The following is a 20,385-nucleotide window of genomic DNA, read 5'->3' as shown; positions in this document are numbered from 1 at the left end:
TTACCTGATGGTTATAATTTTTGCTTACCATTTTCATTTAATAGTCAGTGCATGCTACGAGGCTGATTGTTCTATTATTCGACAAAACTGCTACTAACTAAACGATTGTTTAAAATCTCTACCAACGCTGCAATAGAGGAAGTTTCCGTCTTTCACTCTTGCGAAAAGTGTAAACCCGTCCATACAAAAAGAACAATATTTCCTCAGAAATCTATGCGATTCTCAGGATTCAACAATCCTCCACACATTCCCCTTTGAACCGACACTACACAAACGATTAATTTGTTTTAACTCAGGCCTTATCTTACTAAGTGCATCGTTATGAATTTGTAGTTAATTTCAAATGTTTTTCACCTAAGAGAATAATGTTAATATTCCATCTTGGATGCATAACTAAATGATTGTTTTCGTCGAATTCTAAAATCATATGAATTTCATCATCCACAGTTGTAAGAATAGCCATTCGTTTATTTTCAATATCTGTATACGGTTTTAAACCGTCGGCCAGTTCGATTTTCCAATCAAAAAAGTCCATTATCTTGCCTCCATTTACGAATGACGTTAATACGATCTATATAAATATTTTAGCCAGTTCTGCTTTCACTAATCTGTTCCGTTCGTCCAACAAGAAAAAAGATCGCCGTAATAATCTCCATCTTTAATTTGTACACCATTAGTAAAACGAGAGCACAACCACAAAAATAATCTCAAACATAAGATAAACACTCATTAAAAAAATTCCTTTTATCGTCCTATTACTTTACTAAATTTCAGTATGATTTCCTTTTGAACAAAAGAAATATTCCCTTTTCCAAAAAGATGTTTTATGGCAGAAAAGCGTAAATTTTCGTTACATTTTTTACAAAGAGTTGTACTCCCCGACGACTATTAGGTAAAAAGAAACTTGATGTATGGTAGTTGAGATTGAAGGTATTCTGATGCTGGCATGTAATCCAGATTGAGTTCAGCATATTGATGCAGTATCCGCTCAATTAAATAATAAGCCCCATTCTAGTGAGAACGGGGCTATTCATCAGCTACTTTCATCTTATCAGAGCGAGGAAGCACTCAGAAGTCACGATTTAACAGTGGCTTTATCGTGGAATCATTCTGCAAAACAGTAATATTCAGCCAATCCGAAACAGTAATACGGCCAAGAGCCTGATTGCCTTCGAACTCGGTAATAAAATGAAATTCCTTATAGACAGCAAACTGTTCTTGAATTTTTTCCTTAGCCGCCGAAAGCACCGAGATATTTTGCTCAATAATGTGAACGGTTACATCAAACTGAGCTAACAGCTGTGCAATTCCCCTGCCCATCGTCCCGGCACCAATGATGGTAATCCTTTTCGCTTCCACCAATCATTCCTCCTTGCCTAATAAACTAAAAAACCTAGCCCCCATTAAAAATAAGAACACAAAAAGGCCCTTATTTTGCAATGGAAAAGCTAGGTATTCTTAAATTCTATGAAATGGGTAATTCCACCATTAAGAAGATGCTTCTCTTTCCTACAAACGCTATTTTTTAACTTTTCTTACTATCATAATATTGCGATTTAATAGTGACGTCAACAAAAAAGGCCACAGGGACGGTTCTAACGGCTTCTGATGAGATAAAGGTTAACCATTAGAACCGTCCTATGGGCAGACAAAACAGGTCTCAACTTCATAACTGACTTTTTCTTATTTTTTTGCACGGTACATCGAGGCGTCAGCATTTTTAATGAGCATCTCTACCGTGTCTCCGTCTTCTTGGGAAAATGCGGCACCTATACTGGCAGTAATGAAAATGGTATGGCCTTCAATGACAATGGGTTCGGCGATTAAATTCTTAATCTCCTCCAGTAATAGCGTAGAATCAGATCTGCTTTCTATTCTCGATTGAAAAATCGTGAACTCATCCCCGCCCCAACGAGCCACAATACCTTTATCTCCAACTGCGCGTGTCAACCTGTTGGCCACTTCGACAAGAAGCAGATCGCCAATGTCGTGCCCAAAGGTGTCGTTGACGTATTTAAACCCATCCAAATCCAGTAGCATCAGCCCGTGAAGCTCATGTTTGGATTCTTCTAAAAGTATACTGACATGTCTGTTAAACATACGTCGGTTTGGGAGATCAGTTAAGCTATCGCGGTAGGCCAGGTGGGCAATTGTCTCTTCTGCTTCTTTACGTTCTGTAATATCTCGACCTACAGTAATGGTTTGAATAATTTCCCCAGATTCGTCGCGGATATACAGAGCTGTAGTCTCATACCACCGATATTCCCCATTTTTATGCCGAACACGACCGATAAATAGCACCGTGTCTTGATGGATAAACAACATTTTGCGATGCTCTAGGAATTTTTTATGGCAGTCAGGATGATTGAAAGAAGCTGCGAGTTTCCCAATCACTTCTTCCGGAGTATAACCAAGTAATGCTTGCACATTTGGAGAAATATAGGTGAAAAGTCCATCGACTGAAATAGAAGCGATGATGTTTTGGGATTTTTCCGAAATTTTAAAAAACATTTCTTGAATATTAGATATTACATGCATGTTAACTATGCTCCGAATTAGATTTGATTCTATCATTATATTTCCTCATAATACGAAAAATCAAAGGAATTTTTTACCTGTTACTAGCGGTGCCAGACCCCAGATCTTAGTTGCTTCCAACGTTATGAACAGCACCATTTTGGTGGTGACATCGAAACTAATTCCTTCATTGTCCTGAGAAATCAAGCCATCAGAAAAATTTCTAAAAAAGCCGGGAGAACCGTCCCCCTGGTCCATGTGTAAGAACACCCTATTACGGGGATAATAAAAAAAATATGTGTTGGGGGTGAAATATTATGGTTGAACACTTACCTAAAATAACATCTGCTGAAATTTCGATGCTATGGAGTACCTATATTGGTGACACCATGTCGATATGTGTTCTAAAACATTTTTTACAAACTTGCGAAGATCAGGATGTTTTACCTATTATCGAACTCGCCCTTAGCTATTCTGTTGATCATGTAACTCAAATATCCGAGTTATTCAAAAAGGAAGGGATTCCTGTCCCTAATGGATTTGGAGACCAGGATGTTAACTTGCAAGCAAAAAAACTTTTTTCGGATGTAACTTATATGCGGTACCTGCTTCATATGGGTAGAACGGGATTGAATTCATACAGTTTGGCTAAGTCTGTTTCTGCCCGTAAAGATATCCGTACCTTATTTAAACAGTTTTCAAATCAAACGGAAACGTTATTTGACCGTAATACAGAACTAATGCAGGAAAAAGGGATTTTTATCCGTGCTCCTTATATTTCTTATCCTGATAAAGTAGAGTATGTAACAGAAAGAAAATTCATTGGTGGTCTAATAGGTCATCGCCGACCGCTCCTTGGAATAGAAATTGCCCATTTAGGCATTAATATCGAAGTGGCAAATGTCGCGAAAACCATGCTTTTAGGATTTAGCCAAGTCGCTCAGTCCAAAAAAATGAGTGACTACTTTAAAGATGGATATGAATTAGGAAAGAAAATGGTTGAGGATTTTATGATAAAACTAAAAGAGGATGATAATTCTTATCCCTCTACATGGGATTCTACCATTACAAATAGCACAGACCCACCTTTTTCCGATAAATTAATGTTATTTCATGCTAATGTACAAAGTGCTATTGGGATTGGAGATTTTGGATTTGCCATTGCAGCCTCACTACGAAAAGATTTAACGGTTAATTATGAAGGGTATATTCTTAGAGTAGGTACCTTTGCGGAGGAAGGGGCAAAACTCTTAATTGATCATGGATGGTTTGAAAAACCGCCCCAATCCATTGATAGAGAATCACTTAGAAATAAAAGGTAGTTTTGCCTTAACAAAACTACCTTTTAAAATTAAACAAAAGCCGCATATTCAGTTTTGATGTTATTAATGATCGTCTGAACGGGTAGGATTTCGTTAATTTCATGAACTCTTGCTCCCGCAAATACAAGACCATTCTCGCAATCCCCATCCATGGAGGTAACCAAGGAATCCATCGTACAAAAGCGATAAGAGCAGTTTTTCAGGCAATCAATACATTTCTTTATTTTCACCTTTTTATTGTCAGCTATTAGCTCAGTAAAGTGGTTCTTAATGGCACGCCCTTCCAGTCCTACAGTCGTTTTCACCATGACGATATCTTCCTGCTTCGCATGGACATACTTTTCTTTGAAGGATAATGGGGCATCACACTCGTGACTGGCAACAAATCTTGTTCCCATCTGAACACCAGAAGCCCCGAGCCGAATGGCACGAGCAACATCCGCTCCTGTCATGATCCCTCCAGCAGCAATGACAGGAATCTTAACGGCTTCGATGACTTCCGGTAAAATATCGAACAACGGTCTTTCCGTTCCTAAATGGCCACCGGCTTCATTACCCTCGACGACAACGGCAGAAGCACCGAGCCGCTCTGACATTTTGGCTAGCCTGGCAGTGGACACAATCGAGATGACCGGTGTGCCAGATTCTTTGCCCCAACTGTACATATCTCTTGATATTCCCGCACCTGAAATAATGAAATCCACCTTTTCCTCAATAGCTGCCTTCATTTTTTCCGCAAAATCATTCATGGCAAAAAGAACATTTACCCCAATATAGCCCTCACCCTTGATCGCTGCCCTAGCCTTTCTTATATGCAATCGTAACTCTTCGATGCTAATTCCTGTACCAGAAATAATGCCAATCCCCCCGGCATTCGCAACCGCTGATGCCAGCCCACTTAAAGAAATACCTACGCCCATTCCACCTTGCATGATGGGAAACTTAGGCATCATATGACCGATTTTTAATTGTGGAAATTTCAAAAAAATACCCCATTTCATCGTCAAATTGTTTCTTCTCCATTATTGTGCGATGGGGGCTCAGCAAATAGTGACAAATATAATACCTGCTACTAAAATCAGGTGATGATTTCGCAACTGTCACAGAATGTTCAAGAATGACGAAAGAAAAGGTCCAAGCTCATTTCATCGTATGTCTGATAGGCTTAGGAATCTACAAAGACATCTTGTACTATAATAAAATTAATGGTATATAAACATTTTAAACTTCATATTTGCAAAAATAACCATTCCGATAAGCAACAGAAAAAGGACTGCCATTACATTTATCGTATTAAAGTGGATTTCAGCTTCCCAAAATACCGTTCAATGATTTTTCACTAATTGGGGATTTTTTAAGCATCGATGGGTGGGGGTGAAATTTGTTCTCTATATAATCCAAACCATCGTGGGAATCTTTGTTGTGGACAAATTGATGGTAGCAAATATGGAATTATTGGAAACGCAAAAAGAATTAGCCTTAAGTAATCCGGTTTTCATTCAAAATCATGAGATAAGGCAAGTTGCGGTCTATTTTCAAGTTATCGTCACCAGTTTCATCTTTATTATTTCATTTCTAAAACCGTGGAAAAAGAAAAAAATTCAATCGAAATAACTGACCATCTCGTTAAAACTCCCCTTATTTTTAAGAAAATATGGGTATTTCCCAATTTAAGCGAAATTTTTCCGTTTATTTATGAAAATGACACTTGGATCTGAAACGAACTCCAATTACCCACAGCACAGAAAAAACGAGAGGCATAAAGAGTCTTACCACCAAAAGCATCCGAATGGACTGATTCGGATGCCTTTTTATGCTGTTGGATTGGGCATTCATACTAGGAGCTGCTACTTTTGCCCAGCAGCTCCATTTCCATTATTTCACACAAACATTTGTTCGTTTTTAAGTTGTATTCGAACATAAGTTCGCATATACTAAGTAAAAAGGAGATGTCATTTATGATTAGAGACCGTGGAGCTATTAAATGGACGTCAATGATGTTGCCCGAGCACGTAAACAGTCTGAAAGAAATTTTAGTGGATGAACAAAAAGTAAAACAGCCAGAACTGGATGAACAGGCTATCCAAGAGTTTGAACTTATTATTTGCGAGGCAATGGCCTTTAATAAGCAAGTCACACTAAAATTTTATGAGAATGGATTTATAAAAACGGTACCTGGATTTGTGCATTTTATTGATCATTTAAAAAACAAAATGGTGATACGTGATTCACGCGATGAATTTCACCATATCCCCTTCCACCAATTAGTTAACATCCAACCAGAATGAGGTATGACAACATGATCGACTATACTCAGTTTCCAGAACGTAAAATATTATGTATCGATATGAAAAGTTTCTATTCGAGCGTGGCAGCTGTTGACAAAGGGCTAGATCCACTCACCTGTTACCTGGCTGTGGTCGCCAATACAGATCGATCAGGCAGTGTCGTATTAGCAGCTTCCCCAGCGCTAAAAAGGGATTATAAGATAAAAACGGGGTCCCGGATGTTTGAGATCCCAAACGATCCAAAAATTTTGATCGTTAACCCTAAAATGCGCTTATTTGTTAGAGTCTCAACTGAGCTGACTAAGCTGTTTTATCGCTATGTGCCACCCTCTGCTGTCCACACATACAGCGTTGATGAAAGCTTTCTTGACGTAAAGGGATTGGAAAAGATATGGGGCACCCCTGACGAGATAGCCGCGCTTATCCAGGCCGATATTCGAAAGAGTTTTGGTTTGCCATGCACGGTAGGAATAGGACCAAATATGCTGATCGCGAAGTTAGCATTAGACCTAGAATCAAAAAAAGCCCCTAACGGGATTGCCGAATGGACATACGATGACATACCAAGAAAATTATGGCCTCTTCAGCCTTTATCTGAAATGTGGGGAATCGGAAGCAGAACACAAAAAACGTTGCATAGCATGGGGATTTTTACTGTTGGCCAATTGGCGAGATTTGACCTATCGCTACTGGAAAAGAAATTTGGGATTATGGGGAACCAATTGTATCACCATGCCTGGGGAGTGGATTTATCTGAGATTGGGGCCCCCATCGTGCAAGGGCAAGTCAGTTTTGGGAAGAGTCAAATTCTCTTACGCGATTACAAAGAGGAAAAGGAAATTAAGGCTGTGGTCTTGGAAATGTGTGAAGAGGTTGCGCGGAGGGCAAGAAACGCCCGAAAAGTCGGTCGGACGATTAGCTTTGGACTAAGCTACAGTAAAGACGAATTCGGGGGTGGCTTTCTGCGGTCGAGAACAATAGAGGAACCTACCAATGTGACGATTGATATCTATCAGGTTTGTCTCGAATTAATGAAAGAAAATTATCGAGGGCAAACGGTACGGCAGATCTCTTTATCGATCGGTAAACTATACGATGATTACGAGATGCAGCTTGATCTATTTGATGTAGATGGATGGAAAAAACGTGCACTCGGATATACAGTAGATAAAATCCGGAATAAGTTTGGTTCAGCTGCCCTTTTACGCGCTGTCTCTTATACGGCCGCAGGCACAGCAAAACATCGTGCATCACTCGTCGGTGGCCATCAAGGTTAACCTCTCACCCTCATCGGTGAGGGTTTTTGGTTTGTCACAAAATACCCGTAAAAATTTACAACAGGAGAATTACATCATCCGAGGCGTGACAGGCACCGGAATGGATAGAGTATGATAGAATCATTAAAAACAACGATTGTACCAGTTCATTAGGAGGTGTGACGATTGAAACGAATGCTTGCCATCAGTGACATACATGGGGATTTAGAAAAATTCGAACGTCTTTTGGCGCTTGTTCAATATGACCAAGACCGGGACCAGCTATTGTTATTAGGTGATTTTGTCGATCGCGGGCCCGATTCGAAAGCCGTTTTAGATAAAGTCATTCAGCTGAAAAGCGAGGGAGCGATTGCTTTAATGGGAAACCATGAAAAGATGATGATAGATGCTTTTCATGGGGATCCGATGAACTTGAAAAGATGGTATTACAATGGCGGAATAAAGACGCTTCAGAATTACGGCTATGAAATGGAAAAGGACGATGCCGAGTATTGGTATACTACGGACGAAATGCCGGAGCCTATTCAAATGAATAATAGTATCCGAACACATCTTGAAATCCTAAAAAAGTTTCCATACTACTATGAAACAGACACCCACATCTTTGTACATGCAGGTGTTCATCCAAATACACCAGTCGCTTCAACTGAACCTCATACACTCGTGTGGATTCGCGAGGAGTTTCATAAGGGATACAAGGGAGAAAAGACGATTATATTTGGACATACACCGACAACAGAATTGCACGAAAGCAACGATGTCTACTTTGGCGATAATCATATCATTGGAATCGATGGCGGCTGTGCATATGGTGGAAGATTGTATTGTCTAGATGTTGAGAGTTCGCAGGTTTTTTATGTTGAATAAATTGGTTGTCCCGTATCTTAACTAGGTCAAATAAATACAACGCGTAGTTCATTCCATCACTCTTCACCTGCAATGTAGGAAAGGGTTATCTGCGTTTCAATAACAGGTGAACACTTTATGAACCCCTTCATCACCTCGTCCTTTGCGAAGGCTTTATGTAAAGCCCGCGCCTTAGTACTTCTACGATACCCAAGATTAGCGGGGGAAAGCGAATATTCACTTTTCACCTTTGTGGGCTTTTTTAGAGGGAAGGTCAAAAAAACGCCTTCAAAAAGGAATTTTGAAGGCGACTTTTGTATTTTTGAATGGGTTTGCTATCAATTTGAAGGAAGTTCTATAATTTCATGACTAGATTTAGTCTTCCCCTTCTATAAAATAAAAGTAGAAGTGCTGCTAACACTTCTACCTGCAACTACAAAAGTCAGGGTGTTGGTTGTCAAAGTATATTATTTTCGGGAACCACCCTTAAGCTGGCGACGGCGTCGGGCACTTTTCTTGTTGTCTAGGACGTTTTTCCGAAAGAAATATACGCCTATTTCTCGCAGAATCCCCTTCCGATCTATGTTCTACTGCATTAATTACCTATCAATCTTCGAGATTTGACAAAATTCGAGGCGTGCAGGCACCGGAATTTTGAAAGAGCCAGCGGAACCGTCCCCACGGCCCTAATCATTTACTTAATATTCAGTAATTTAATGATATGCTTTTGTATTTCCTTTTAAGTATTCAACAATTTCTTCTGGTGTTTTATCGTCCAGTCCTAAATCCGTTAATTCCAAGGCATTTGCTCGGAGATTTTCTTTTCTAATGATGGATGCCAGTTCAATGAGTAAATTGGATGCAGGCGTTTCTACACCCAACTTTTCGCCTAACTTCACCATGGGGTGCAGCCCATAAGGAATATCTTCATAAATATACCGATAATTTAACGTTGACGGTGCTTTACCATTCTTATATGCTGGATTATTTTGCAGTGCATCGTATATATTATCTTCATCCACATCATAGAATCTATGAAGAAGTTCTGGACAAGTAGATAGATTGATATTTAATTTTTTGCCGATTTCTAATCTTTCATTTTCAACTGCCTCAATGACATTGACAACAGACGGGGTGGCACCCTCTGGGTAAAAGAGAAAATCTCCCTTCGATTCTATTCTACCAGTATTTAATAACGCTATAGGTACATGAAATTGAGGATTCAAATTGTTTAAGGTAGTCGTAAGAACACTGTCCGTAGCAACTAATTGTGGATAAACTTCATTTAGTCTTTCCTTTACGATGGAAGCGTCAGTTGCAGGCAGAGTAGCAAACTCTAAATGTTGCTTGACCCCTCTAATATTCACATGCCCCGGTTCAATATAGCGGCAAGCATAAATAAGAGATTCCGTTTCAGCAACATACACTTTTTTATTCATGCCGACTTCGTTAAATATATTTCTAAACTCAAGAGCTCCCCAATAGCCCGGGAATATCATAATAATCTGATTGTCTTGAAGATACGGTGCAATAGAACGAGCAACACCTTTATGTGCAGTTCCAGTAGTTGTCACCATGATGACCTCGGCATCACTCATAGCAAACTCCAAATCTGTTGTTGCAGTAACAGGGGCAAATCCGTCAAGAACACCCTCAGCTTTAATACCGCCCTTTTCTTTGATTTTTGCGATTAATTCAGTTTGAATATCATATAAAACAACTTCATGATTTAAAAGTGTGATATGTGCAGCCATACTTTGACCGCCGTTTCCAGCCCCAATAATAGTAAATTTCATTTTATTATCCCTCGATTTCGCTGATATTTTTTGATCTACTTTTTTAGAACGAAAGAACTTCTGAACGAAAACACTAACTAAAATGAAACCTAAGCCAATTGCCCGCTTTCCACCAAATGACATGCCACGGAATGGTTGGGGGTCACTTTCATAAATTCAGGATATACCTCCTTACATTTATCTGTTCTATATGGGCATCTAGGGTGAAAATGACAACCTGTTGGAGGGTTTTCCGGACTGGGAACATCCCCTTCCAAAACGATTCTTTTCTTTGTAAATTTGGCCTTTGGGTCTGGTAAAGGGATCGACGACATGAGCGATTTTGTGTAAGGGTGCTGTGGATTTTGATAGATTTCCTCTCGTGTACCCATCTCGATAATTCTTCCAAGATACATGACCGCGACATGATCACTAATATGTCCGACAACACTTAGGTCATGTGAAATAAAGATAAACGTCAAATTGAGTTTTTCCTGTAACTCTTGCATTAAATTCAACACCTGCGACTGAACTGACACATCCAAAGCGGATACCGGTTCATCACAGATAATGATCTCGGGATTTAATGCCAAAGCTCTGGCAATTCCCAGTCTTTGTCGTTGTCCCCCTGAAAATTCATGAGGGTATCGATATAAATGATGGGCACCTAAGCCTACCATTTCTAATAATTCGACCACCCGATCTTCCAGTTCCTGACCTGAGGCGATTCGATTAATGACAAGGGGTTCGGCGATAATCTTTTTAACAGTCATTTTCGGATTTAATGAACTAAAGGGATCTTGAAAAATAATTTGTATATTTCTCCTTACTTTTTTCAGTTTCCGTTTATCTTTACCAAAAATGTTTTCCCCATTAAAAAGGATTTCACCTGAAGTGGGGGTCACAAGCTGAATTAAACTCATTCCTGTTGTGCTTTTCCCACAGCCCGATTCGCCTACGATACTGAAGGTTTCCCCTTTTTTTACCGAAAATGTGACATCATCGACGGCTTTGACTTTACTAATGGCCCTTCCAAGAAATCCCCCATAAATAGGGTAATAGGTTTTAAGATTCTTAACTTCCAATATCGTGTTATCCGTTACAGTTTGTGCCAACACCGTACCCTCCTTCCGTCACTTGTGATTTCCAGCTCGGGTGCTTCTTTGCGACAAATATCGGTGGCAACCTCACACCGTGGATTAAATCTACATCCTTGGGGCATCGCGTCCATGTCGGGTACGCTCCCTTTAATGACATGCAATTTCCCCCTCGCATCACCCAGTCTCGGAATGGAATCCATTAAGCCTTTCGTATATGGATGTTGTGGATGTTCAAATAACTCTTCCACCGAACCTTCTTCCACGACTTGCCCGGCATACATGACAATCGCTCTTTGGCAGGTTTCAGCGACAACCCCGAGATCATGGGTAATCAAAATGACGGTTGTATTGAACTGTGTTTGCAATTCCACAAGTAAGTCTAATATTTGGGCTTGAATCGTGACATCCAAAGCGGTAGTCGGCTCATCGGCAATAATGACTTTTGGATTACACGCCAACGCCATGGCAATCACCACTCTTTGTCTCATGCCTCCTGACAACTGATGTGGATATACTTTGAGTTTGGCCTCAGGGTCGGGTATTTTGACTTTCGTTAACATTTCAATGCATTTTTTCCTAATTTCTTCGGAATTTAAATTAGAGTGTATTTTGAAGATCTCACCAAGTTGATTTCCAATGGTAAAGGAGGGGTTCAGGGTTGTCATTGGCTCCTGAAATATCATGGCAACATCTTTTCCCCTTACTTTGTTCATTTCCTTCTGACTGAGGTTAGTCAAGTTTTTTCCTTGTAAAAGGATTTCTCCCGATACTAAACTAACGACGGGCTCAGGGAGCAGCCCCATGACGGTCAGTGCTGTCATACTTTTCCCACAGCCACTTTCGCCAACAATCGCGACGGTTTCACCGCGTTTTACTGAAAAATTAACCTGATTTAAAATTAATTTTTGATTGTCTTTTGTTCCAAGGCCAACACTTAAGTTTTTAACATCTAATACCATGTTTATTTCACCCCTCTCGTCGTAAAAGTCACTCGTCATAACGAAGCTGGACTATTCATTTTATACAATGATTCGTGTTTAACCCCGCTTGCGTATAATATACGGGTCTGAAGCATCGCGGATCGTATCACCAATCAAATTAAAAGCAATAACTGTAATCATTAACGCCAGTCCCGGAAAGATGGCGAGACTCGGAGCCGTAGTTAAATAGGATAACGAATCTTTTATCATGTTTCCCCATGTCGGTGTAGGTGGTTGAATACCGATTCCCAAAAAGCTGAGGCTTGCTTCAATTCGTATCGCCGAAGCCATGTTAAGCGTTACAACAACAAGTAATGATCCCATTATATTCGGTAAAATATGAACGACCATAATCCGAAAACTGCTTGCCCCACTCGCTATAGCAGCTTTTACATACTCCGATTCTTTGATTTCCAAAGCCGGGCCACGCGCAATTCTTGCACAGCTGGGTACTAGACCAATGCTTAACGCGGTTACTAATGTTGTCATATTTGATCCTAGAGCGACAAGTAACATAAGTCCAAGTAATAACATCGGAATGGACATGATAGACTCTATGATCCTCATGAGGATTTCATCGAACTTTCCGCCCTTGTAGCCGGCGAATATGCCAATTGCGGTTCCGATTACCCCACTTGCCAAGACAGATAGTAATCCAACCGTTAGTGAGGTTTGGGCACCGAAGATAATTCGACTCAATATATCGCGACCGTAGGCATCAGTTCCAAGCCAATGTTCCGCAGAGATGCCTTGCACCCTTTGCGTAATATTCTGCGTTAAAGGGTCATATGGCGCCAGTATAGGTGCTGCAATGGCGGCAAATATAATCAATACTAAAATAACTAAGCCTGATATACCTAAAGGACTTGTTTTAAAAACTTTCCAATAAACTTTCGATGGATTGGAAGACTTCGCCTTTTTATCAACTGGCATCTGATTATTTTGTGCTAACACGCCTTCGTTGTTCTCTTTTAACTTTGCTTCAATCATCTTGGCCCTCCTTTTCTCTCAAATTTGTTTTTTTATTTGGCTCTGATTTTTGGATTAATGACGGAGTAACTTAAATCAACTAATAAATTAACAAAAATAATGAGAATGGCGAATAAGATTAAACAGGCTTGAAGAGTCGGATAATCACGGGTTTTTATGGCACCTACAGCTAAACTTCCCAAGCCCGGTCTACTGAAAACAGTTTCAGTTAAGACGGCCCCGCTAATCAAGGTTGTAATATCCAAGCCAATAACGGTGATGACAGGAATTAACGTATTTCGTAAAATATGTTTACCTACCACCTTACTTTTTGGAAGTCCTTTTGCACGAGCTGCACGTACATAATCTCTATTCACCTCTTCAAGCATGCTTGCCCGCGTAATTCTCATCACTAAGGCCGCATTAATAAGTCCTAAAGAAAAAGCCGGTAATACCAAGTGATGCAAATTCTCCACTATACCCTTACCAGCTCCCAATGAAGGAAATAATGGGATTTTAAGTGAAAAGGCGATTAACAATAACAGTCCGAGGAAAAACGCCGGCATTGAAATACCGATTAGGGCCCCCAATCTGAAGAAACCATCAATGAATGTATTTCGTTTTACAGCCGTAATGATACCCACGGGTATTCCTATCAATGCACCGATAAACACTGCAGCAAGTGCTAACTCCAAAGTATGGGGGATCAAACTGAGGAGCTGTTCGGTAACAGGTCTTCCCGTGGTTAATGAGTTACCAAAGTCACCTTGAATAATATTGACCGCGTAATGGATATATTGCTCCCATATAGGTAAATCGGTACCTAATTTCGCTTGTAAATTTGCGATTTGTTCGGCACTTGCAGAGTCACCTAATATCAATACGGCCGGATTACCGGGCAGTACCCGTAATACAAAGAAGATAATCGATACAGTTAATATAACCGTAGGGACGGTGAAGATAATTCTTCTTACGGTGTATTGAAACAATGATCATCCCCTCCTTTCCATTTAATAAGTACTATCTAATAATTAGAAACACCTGTTTGAATGGTTGGGCTTGCACCTTTTGGATGTGCAGGCCCATTTGGAAATGACGGCTACACAGGACTATTGTTTTATGTCTGTTGTTTCGTAGATAGGATAGCCGTCGAACATGGATCCAAAGGCGCCATCTACTGGCTTATAACCCAGATCCACTTCATTTCTGCGCATAAATGGATGTCCTTCTTCAGCTATCGGAATAGCAACCACATCTTCATTAATTTGTTCTACAATTTGTTTGTATAGTTGTTTTTGTTGTTCAGGGTCTGCCGTAACCCTGACTGTTTCAAGTAATTCATCCACTTTATCGTAATGGATAAAATTCGTAACAGCTGTATCCTTTCCAACTGTCGCTGGACCATAAAAGAATTGGCTCAGAGGGAAATCTAAATATGGCTGCCGAACGTAACCGTAGATAACAACATTATTCAAATCTTTACGTATATTGGCTTGATAGGTGGCATGGTCAACTTGTTCTATTGGCATTTCAATTCCGACTTTTCTTAGTTTATCTTGCGCCCAAATCGCCACGTCCAGATGATTCTTATCCGTTGTCATATACTGTTTCGGCAAGGTTAACCCATTTGGATATCCCGCTTCTGCCAGCAATTTCTTTGCCTTTTTTGCGTTATTTCCAATTAAATCCACCTCAGTTGATCCAAAGTATGAGCTAGGCAAAGGTGAAGTAGGAATGCTTGCCGCGGTAGTACCCAGATACCCCTTAACATATTCGGATGCGTTTAGTGCATAGGCAAATGCTTGCCTTACCCGTATATCATCGAATGGTTTCTTTGAGGTATTGAGATAGATTGCCCGAAATACTTTTGGTTTAGGGACCTCAATGGAAAAGTTATTACTTTGTTTCTTTTGTTCAACCCAATTTTTATCCGCTTGCCCATTTCCTAAATGAAGTTCCCCATTTTCTACGGCTACTTCAATCGCAGTCGGGTCATCCATCATGATATAATCGATACCGTCCAATTTCGGCTCTCCCCGAAAATAGTCGGGATTTTTAACCAGAACAACTTTTTCTTGTGTGCGGTATTCCTTCAACATAAAGGGACCGGTACCAATCGCAATGTTCATATGATCGTCACCCGCTTCTTCAATGGCTTTCCGACAAACAATATTACCTCCATGGTAATTAAGAACTTTCATCAAGAATCCATTGTCCGGATGTTTCAAGGTGAAAATAACCGTGGAATCACCATCTGTTTTAACACTGTCCACATTGGAATATTCAGATTGCCACGGTGAGCCCGTTTTAGGATCCATGACCCTATCAAATGACCACTTTACATCTTCAGCCGTTAATTCCCCATAACCTTTATGCCACTTCACTCCTTTGCGGACGTGAAATGTCCAAACCGTTTTGTCTTCATTAGAGTCCCAACTTTCAGCCAAATCGGGTTCGATCTTTTCGAGATCAGTTGTACCGGGTGCAAAGCGAACGAGCCCATTGTATATAGAGGATATCACGGTTACCTCTGGTGTCGTAGCCGACCAATGAGGATCCAGTTTTTCGGCTTCTCCCACGATTGACACACGTAATATTTTTTTATCCGAACTTTTTTGACTCGTTTTGTTACCCGCGAGTTCGGAAGTTTCTCCAGAAAAACAACCCGATAAAAGCATGGAAACCATGACAAGCAAAACAATGCCAATAGAGAACTTTTTATTCCTCATAATCCTCATTTCCCCCTGCAGATTGGTTTAGGTAAATCTTTTTTCTCCATTTTGTCCTTGTGTGTCCTTCACAAAGGGCGGAGAAAATGGATAATTCCATTCCTTCAAACGCGTATCATACCCTATAATAAATTGCAAAAATGACCCATTTTCAGCGTAAGTTGAAAATTCCTTGCACACATTGTTTAACATTCTTCGCCTTCATCTTTCTAAATTTTGTAAATACATCACTCCTTTCAGTAACCCTTATTTGCAGATCCCCACACCAAATTCATTTGTTGACCATATGTACAGGTCATGGCTAAAACGACTTAAGTTACTCATTAAAATATTCATTGCTGAAGGTGCCTCTAATACGTAATCTTTAGAAGCCACAACGTCAATTGAATTTTCCATTGGTAGTGTAATTCCAGGAGTTTAGAAGTTTCCTTGCGGTCGATTTTAAATGATGATTGTCTAGTTGAGGAATTGTATAAAAAGTATTTAGTCTCTTTCAACCGTTGGTGAAATCGCTTACAAACAGTAGACTAATGTAACTGGTTCAGCCTGCTGCATATGAGACTAGTCTGTCATAACAGTATCGAGCGAGTTTTCTGCAATTTTCATAGTTTCTTCCCGAAACCTCACTCTTCTGAACTAAATAGCAACTTACATCTGTCACCTCTAAAAATAGCAGTACTTAACATAACAGGTTCTCCCTGTGTTGACATTAATAGCTTTGTTATTTTTAACGCCGGTTGGTTTTGCTCAACCTCTAATATTTTGCTCGCATAAGAATCTATTAGTACTGGTTCAATATAGTTTTTATATCTTGTTAAGGAAAGCCCATACTTTTCTGCTAAAAGCTCATTGATTTTTCCCTCAAGATTATTTTCAAGTAAGTCAGGTACGATTCTTACAGGAATATAAGATTGTTCAATTGCTGCCGGCTCTTCATTAAATAACCTTAAACGAATAATTTCATATACTTTTTCATTATCTTTTATATTAAGCGCTTTGAATTTCCCAGGTGTACCTTCTATAACCTTTATACTTATTGGAGTATGTTTATTTCCTAGCTCTTCTGGATAAGAGAGGCTAATAAAGTTCCCCTCAAATTTGGGCTTAGAAACAAAAGTACCAACCCCCTTTTTTCTTGTTAAAATACCTTCATTAACCAATTCCAAAATAGCTTGCCTTATCGTTGATCTACTGACCATAAAATCCTTTGCTAAATCAACCTCATTCGGTATTTTGTCCCCACTTTTCCATTCCCCATTATCAATTCCTTCCCTTATTAACTCTTTTATTTGGTAATACAATGGAATGCCACTTTCTTCGTTAATGATAGCTTTCATCTTAATTCCTCTTTATTCAAATTTGTTTTTAGTTCTCCGTTTATTATCTTTTTAACATATCTTAATTAACTGTACTATTGAAAGTTTAGCGAATTGGAATATAGATAGTAAGCCTTATGGTTAACGACCTTAATAAAATCGTTGTATGTACGAATGTCCGTATGTCTGTACATATTCGTATTATAAAACACTATTTTTCAAAAAACAATTAAAATTTAGAATTTTTTATATATTTTGTTTTCTTGCAATTAGTAGTTCTAAATTTCAAAAAGCCTAGTTGAACAATATGAGATAAGTATTAGAAATAAAGAATTAACGAGAGAAATATATCATTTATTCTTTTCAAAAGTTCGTCATTTAGGTTGCGATACAGCAATGTGCATTACTTCTCCGGTTAACGAAGGTTCTGTTTCATATCATAAGCCAAGGGGTTTTTCTGTAACTTTAGGAATGGATTATTCAAGTAACAGGAAAGACCGTATTTTAGTTTCTAAATAGATGTAAATGTTGTATTTATCGACAAGACTGCTATTAACCAAACGATTGATTGAAATTTCTACCAATGCTGCCATAGAGGACGATTCGGCCTTTCATTGATGCGAGAATTGTATACCCAACCATACAAAAGGAACAATATCTCCTCAGAAATCGATTAGATTCTCCGGATTCAGCAAGTCTCAACATATTGCCCTACGAGCCGACACTACACAAACGATTGATTAGTAATAACAAAGCTTATCAGACAACGGATTTATCTTTTCTCAACTCGAACTTTGTCGATAAAACCTAATTAAAGATACCTTTTGCTTAAGTGGCAGTTTGGAGTAAGTTGCTATCAATCTCATATCCTACCTAACACAGTTTCAGGATTGGCTTACCAATACTTTGTCCCACTTCTCACGCAATATGACTTCGACATAGGATGCATTTCGTTGCAACACCACATTGGTTGGACGAAAACAATAAAAAGCACCATTTTCTTTATCAGAACGTGACCGGTTATCAATCAATTCATTTAATGCTTCAATATGATCAAGCCATTCTCTTAATGCAAAATCTGCGAGAACAGCTTGATTCATATTTTCATCTAAGCCGAGACGGTCAAAAGGTATTTTGATGGTGATACATGGTTTATCCAGTGTGAGTTTATGTGTCGGTTCAACGTAAAGGCAACATCATTATTCCAATAGATGGGATCTTCATAAATCAGACCGTAAGATGCCCGGCTGGATTGTAAGGAGCGAAAATATTGAGCGAGTCTTTTAATAAAATATCATCCTTTCATATTTGGAAAGCGGTGAATAACGGAAAACAAAAAAATAACAGCCACTCCATAAGTGGCTGTCATAGATCGGCAAGAAAGCTTAAACGTTCCTTCTGCCTAAATATAAAAAGCCCTGAGAGTGAATCCTACCCTCAGAGCCTAATGTATTTGAACAAAATATCTAAAAAGCAATATGAGGATAAGACATATATTTTTTGGTTTCCATTATCCTCACCTCATTACGATTTATTTTTAAAGAAACAAAAACATAACATTAATTTGACCATTTGACAAGAGGTGCATCGTGTCTTGTTTTTTTTGGATACGGTTCACCATAATGTATCTAAATAAGGTCTTCTGTTATACCCCTCTAAGGAATACTATCTAAAAGTAAATTTTCCACCGAAGATGGCAAACACAGCTTCTTGAGACATGGAAGCTGTCATGATTGGCACGCAAATGGTTCCGTTACTCTTATCCAATTTTAGGAACAATGGATTTTCCAACCAAGGAAGCAACGCCGCCTCGAAGGGCTACGGCATTACTTAATCACTACATACTCCAAATCAACCAGTTTTGCGTAACTAACAATTTGGTCTGTTGTTAAATTTAATGAAACAACCGTATGGTGTCCGCCGCCATTTTCAATCCAAGCTTTTACTCCATCCTGGAAGTCCGGCTTAATTTTCCAAAGCACACGGGCAACCGGAAGTTTTGGAGCTGGCACAGTCGGCTCGAATGCCGAAACTTCGCTGATCAAAAGTTTATAATGGGTACCGAAATCAGCCATTGAAACAACGACACCTTCTCCTGCTTTACCGTCAAATACTAAACGTGCCGGATCTTCACGATTGCCAATTCCTAATGGAGAAACGATAATTTTTGGTTTATTGCTTGCTAAAGATGGATCGACTTCAAGCATATGGGATTGAAGAGCGGATTCTTGATCCAAAGCTAATTCATAGGTGTAATCTTCCATGAAGCCGGTTGATTGGTTACGGCTCATGACTTTAAGTAAACGATCAAGTGCCGCAGTTTTCCAATCTCCTTCTCCGGCAAAGCCGTATCCTTGCGCCATCAAACGTTGAACCGCAAGACCAGGAAGCTGTTTCATTCCATACAAATCTTCAAAGTTAGTAGTGAAGGCATTGTAACCGCCGTCATCAAGGAAGCGTTTAATCGCAATTTCATAGCTTACTTGAACTCTTACGCTCGCTTCCCAAGCTTCTCTGCTGTAAGTACCATAATCAAATTCATAAAGGTCTTCATATTCAGCAAATAATGCATCAATTTCTTCGTCCGTGACAGCATTCACGTATTGAACCAGATCTCCAATACCAAAGTAGTCCACTGTCCAGCCAAATTGAATTTGTGCTTCCACTTTATCTCCTTCAGTAACGCCAACGTTTCGCATGTTGTCACCAAAGCGGGCAACTTTGATGTTGAAGCTTTCGTTATAAGCAACCGCTACGTCCATCCATTCGGCAATTTGCTTTTGCACTTCAGGACGCTGCCAGTAACCGACAACTACTTTATTTTGTTTTTTCAAACGGGCATTGATGAAACCATACTCACGGTCGCCATGAGCAGATTGGTTCAAGTTCATGAATTCCATATCAATCGTAGCCCAAGGAATGCTTTCATTAAATTGTGTTGCTAGGTGAAGCAATGGTTTCTGTAATAATTTTGTACCGCGAATCCACATTTTTGCAGGTGAGAAAGTATGCATCCAAGTGATCACACCGGCAACCTCGTCACGATAGTTGACTTCTTTCATAATACTGGTGATTTTATCTGCACTAATAGCTAAATCCTGCAATACAATCAGATATGGTAAAACGCCGCTTTCATTTAAGGCATCGGTCATCGTTTGTGCATGAGCTTTGACTTCTGCTAACGCTTCTTCCCCATAAAGATGCTGTGAACCTACAACAAACCAAAATTCTTTTTTACCTGTTGTTGTCATAATGGATCCTCTTTT

At 39.5% G+C, this 20,385-nt stretch carries 20 protein-coding genes; 5 read left to right on the top strand and 15 right to left on the bottom strand.

Going from position 1 to position 20,385, the window contains the following annotated elements:
- Positions 1 to 319 precede the first annotated feature (319 nt).
- The 4 genes from TY15_RS11505 to TY15_RS24240 all read right to left on the bottom strand — a co-directional run bounded on the left by TY15_RS11505 (position 320) and on the right by TY15_RS24240 (position 2,775).
- On the bottom strand, positions 320 to 535 hold the full coding sequence (locus TY15_RS11505; RefSeq protein WP_040207299.1) for a hypothetical protein: 216 nt from the start codon (positions 533 to 535) through the stop codon (positions 320 to 322).
- Positions 536 to 1,068: 533 nt separating this feature from the next.
- Complete coding sequence (locus tag TY15_RS11500; RefSeq protein ID WP_040207298.1) at positions 1,069 to 1,359, bottom strand: 3-hydroxyacyl-CoA dehydrogenase NAD-binding domain-containing protein; 291 nt, start codon at positions 1,357 to 1,359, stop codon at positions 1,069 to 1,071.
- A 324-nt stretch (positions 1,360 to 1,683) separates the two neighbouring features.
- On the bottom strand, positions 1,684 to 2,538 hold the full coding sequence (locus TY15_RS11495) for a sensor domain-containing diguanylate cyclase (RefSeq protein ID WP_179301807.1): 855 nt from the start codon (positions 2,536 to 2,538) through the stop codon (positions 1,684 to 1,686).
- 60 nt (positions 2,539 to 2,598) lie between these two features.
- Positions 2,599 to 2,775 (bottom strand): hypothetical protein, encoded by a 177-nt coding sequence (locus TY15_RS24240; protein ID WP_157042259.1) that lies wholly within the window; start codon positions 2,773 to 2,775, stop codon positions 2,599 to 2,601.
- A gap of 59 nt (positions 2,776 to 2,834) precedes the next feature.
- Here TY15_RS24240 and TY15_RS11490 point away from each other — a divergent pair, with 59 nt between their 5' ends.
- Complete coding sequence (locus tag TY15_RS11490) at positions 2,835 to 3,839, top strand: DUF3231 family protein (RefSeq protein WP_040207297.1); 1,005 nt, start codon at positions 2,835 to 2,837, stop codon at positions 3,837 to 3,839.
- 29 nt (positions 3,840 to 3,868) lie between these two features.
- Here the strand turns inward: TY15_RS11490 and TY15_RS11485 are convergent, their stop codons facing one another.
- Positions 3,869 to 4,840, bottom strand: coding sequence for an NAD(P)H-dependent flavin oxidoreductase (locus TY15_RS11485; RefSeq protein ID WP_179301819.1), 972 nt, complete (start codon positions 4,838 to 4,840; stop codon positions 3,869 to 3,871).
- A gap of 421 nt (positions 4,841 to 5,261) precedes the next feature.
- Between TY15_RS11485 and TY15_RS11480 the strand changes: the two genes are divergently transcribed.
- From TY15_RS11480 to TY15_RS11465, 4 genes are all read left to right on the top strand, one after another.
- Complete coding sequence (locus TY15_RS11480) at positions 5,262 to 5,453, top strand: hypothetical protein (protein ID WP_244440916.1); 192 nt, start codon at positions 5,262 to 5,264, stop codon at positions 5,451 to 5,453.
- Positions 5,454 to 5,797: 344 nt separating this feature from the next.
- Entirely contained in the window at positions 5,798 to 6,127 is a 330-nt protein-coding gene (locus tag TY15_RS11475; protein WP_040207296.1) for a YolD-like family protein, read from the top strand.
- 11 nt (positions 6,128 to 6,138) lie between these two features.
- Positions 6,139 to 7,404, top strand: a complete 1,266-nt coding sequence (locus tag TY15_RS11470; RefSeq protein ID WP_040207294.1) for a Y-family DNA polymerase — start codon at positions 6,139 to 6,141, stop codon at positions 7,402 to 7,404.
- 165 nt (positions 7,405 to 7,569) lie between these two features.
- Positions 7,570 to 8,271 carry a metallophosphoesterase family protein gene (locus TY15_RS11465; protein ID WP_040207292.1) on the top strand — a complete coding sequence of 234 codons (702 nt, stop codon included), beginning with the start codon at positions 7,570 to 7,572 and terminating at the stop codon, positions 8,269 to 8,271.
- A 692-nt stretch (positions 8,272 to 8,963) separates the two neighbouring features.
- Here the strand turns inward: TY15_RS11465 and TY15_RS11455 are convergent.
- The 10 genes from TY15_RS11455 to araA form a co-directional block, all read right to left on the bottom strand.
- A complete protein-coding gene (locus tag TY15_RS11455) occupies positions 8,964 to 10,046 on the bottom strand; it encodes an NAD/NADP-dependent octopine/nopaline dehydrogenase family protein (protein WP_040207321.1) in 1,083 nt (360 codons plus the stop codon).
- Between the two features lie 89 nt (positions 10,047 to 10,135).
- The gene (locus tag TY15_RS11450; protein WP_042374467.1) at positions 10,136 to 11,140 is read right to left on the bottom strand and encodes an ABC transporter ATP-binding protein; all 1,005 of its coding nucleotides are present in this window, start codon (positions 11,138 to 11,140) and stop codon (positions 10,136 to 10,138) included.
- Positions 11,125 to 12,084: an ABC transporter ATP-binding protein gene (locus tag TY15_RS11445; RefSeq protein WP_040207289.1), complete on the bottom strand. Its 960-nt coding sequence runs from the start codon at positions 12,082 to 12,084 to the stop codon at positions 11,125 to 11,127. The genes TY15_RS11450 and TY15_RS11445 overlap by 16 nt, the downstream gene beginning before the upstream one ends.
- A gap of 78 nt (positions 12,085 to 12,162) precedes the next feature.
- A complete protein-coding gene (locus TY15_RS11440) occupies positions 12,163 to 13,095 on the bottom strand; it encodes an ABC transporter permease (RefSeq protein WP_052353757.1) in 933 nt (310 codons plus the stop codon).
- A 32-nt stretch (positions 13,096 to 13,127) separates the two neighbouring features.
- Positions 13,128 to 14,063, bottom strand: coding sequence for an ABC transporter permease (locus TY15_RS11435; protein ID WP_040207288.1), 936 nt, complete (start codon positions 14,061 to 14,063; stop codon positions 13,128 to 13,130).
- Positions 14,064 to 14,183: 120 nt separating this feature from the next.
- Complete coding sequence (locus TY15_RS11430; protein ID WP_052353756.1) at positions 14,184 to 15,803, bottom strand: ABC transporter substrate-binding protein; 1,620 nt, start codon at positions 15,801 to 15,803, stop codon at positions 14,184 to 14,186.
- Between the two features lie 246 nt (positions 15,804 to 16,049).
- Positions 16,050 to 16,199, bottom strand: a complete 150-nt coding sequence (locus TY15_RS25315; protein WP_142305384.1) for a lyase family protein — start codon at positions 16,197 to 16,199, stop codon at positions 16,050 to 16,052.
- A 227-nt stretch (positions 16,200 to 16,426) separates the two neighbouring features.
- Positions 16,427 to 17,140 (bottom strand): GntR family transcriptional regulator, encoded by a 714-nt coding sequence (locus TY15_RS11425; protein WP_040207286.1) that lies wholly within the window; start codon positions 17,138 to 17,140, stop codon positions 16,427 to 16,429.
- 863 nt (positions 17,141 to 18,003) lie between these two features.
- Positions 18,004 to 18,219 (bottom strand): hypothetical protein, encoded by a 216-nt coding sequence (locus TY15_RS11420; protein ID WP_040207285.1) that lies wholly within the window; start codon positions 18,217 to 18,219, stop codon positions 18,004 to 18,006.
- A 726-nt stretch (positions 18,220 to 18,945) separates the two neighbouring features.
- The gene (gene araA / locus TY15_RS11415; protein WP_040207283.1) at positions 18,946 to 20,370 is read right to left on the bottom strand and encodes an L-arabinose isomerase; all 1,425 of its coding nucleotides are present in this window, start codon (positions 20,368 to 20,370) and stop codon (positions 18,946 to 18,948) included.
- Positions 20,371 to 20,385 lie beyond the last annotated feature (15 nt).

The sequence above is a fragment of the Neobacillus jeddahensis genome (genome assembly GCF_000612625.1).
Classification (GTDB): Bacteria; Bacillota; Bacilli; order Bacillales; family Cytobacillaceae; genus Neobacillus; species Neobacillus jeddahensis.
The sequence above is the reverse complement of the archived record's forward strand: the minus strand, read 5'-3'. Positions and strand labels throughout refer to the sequence as shown.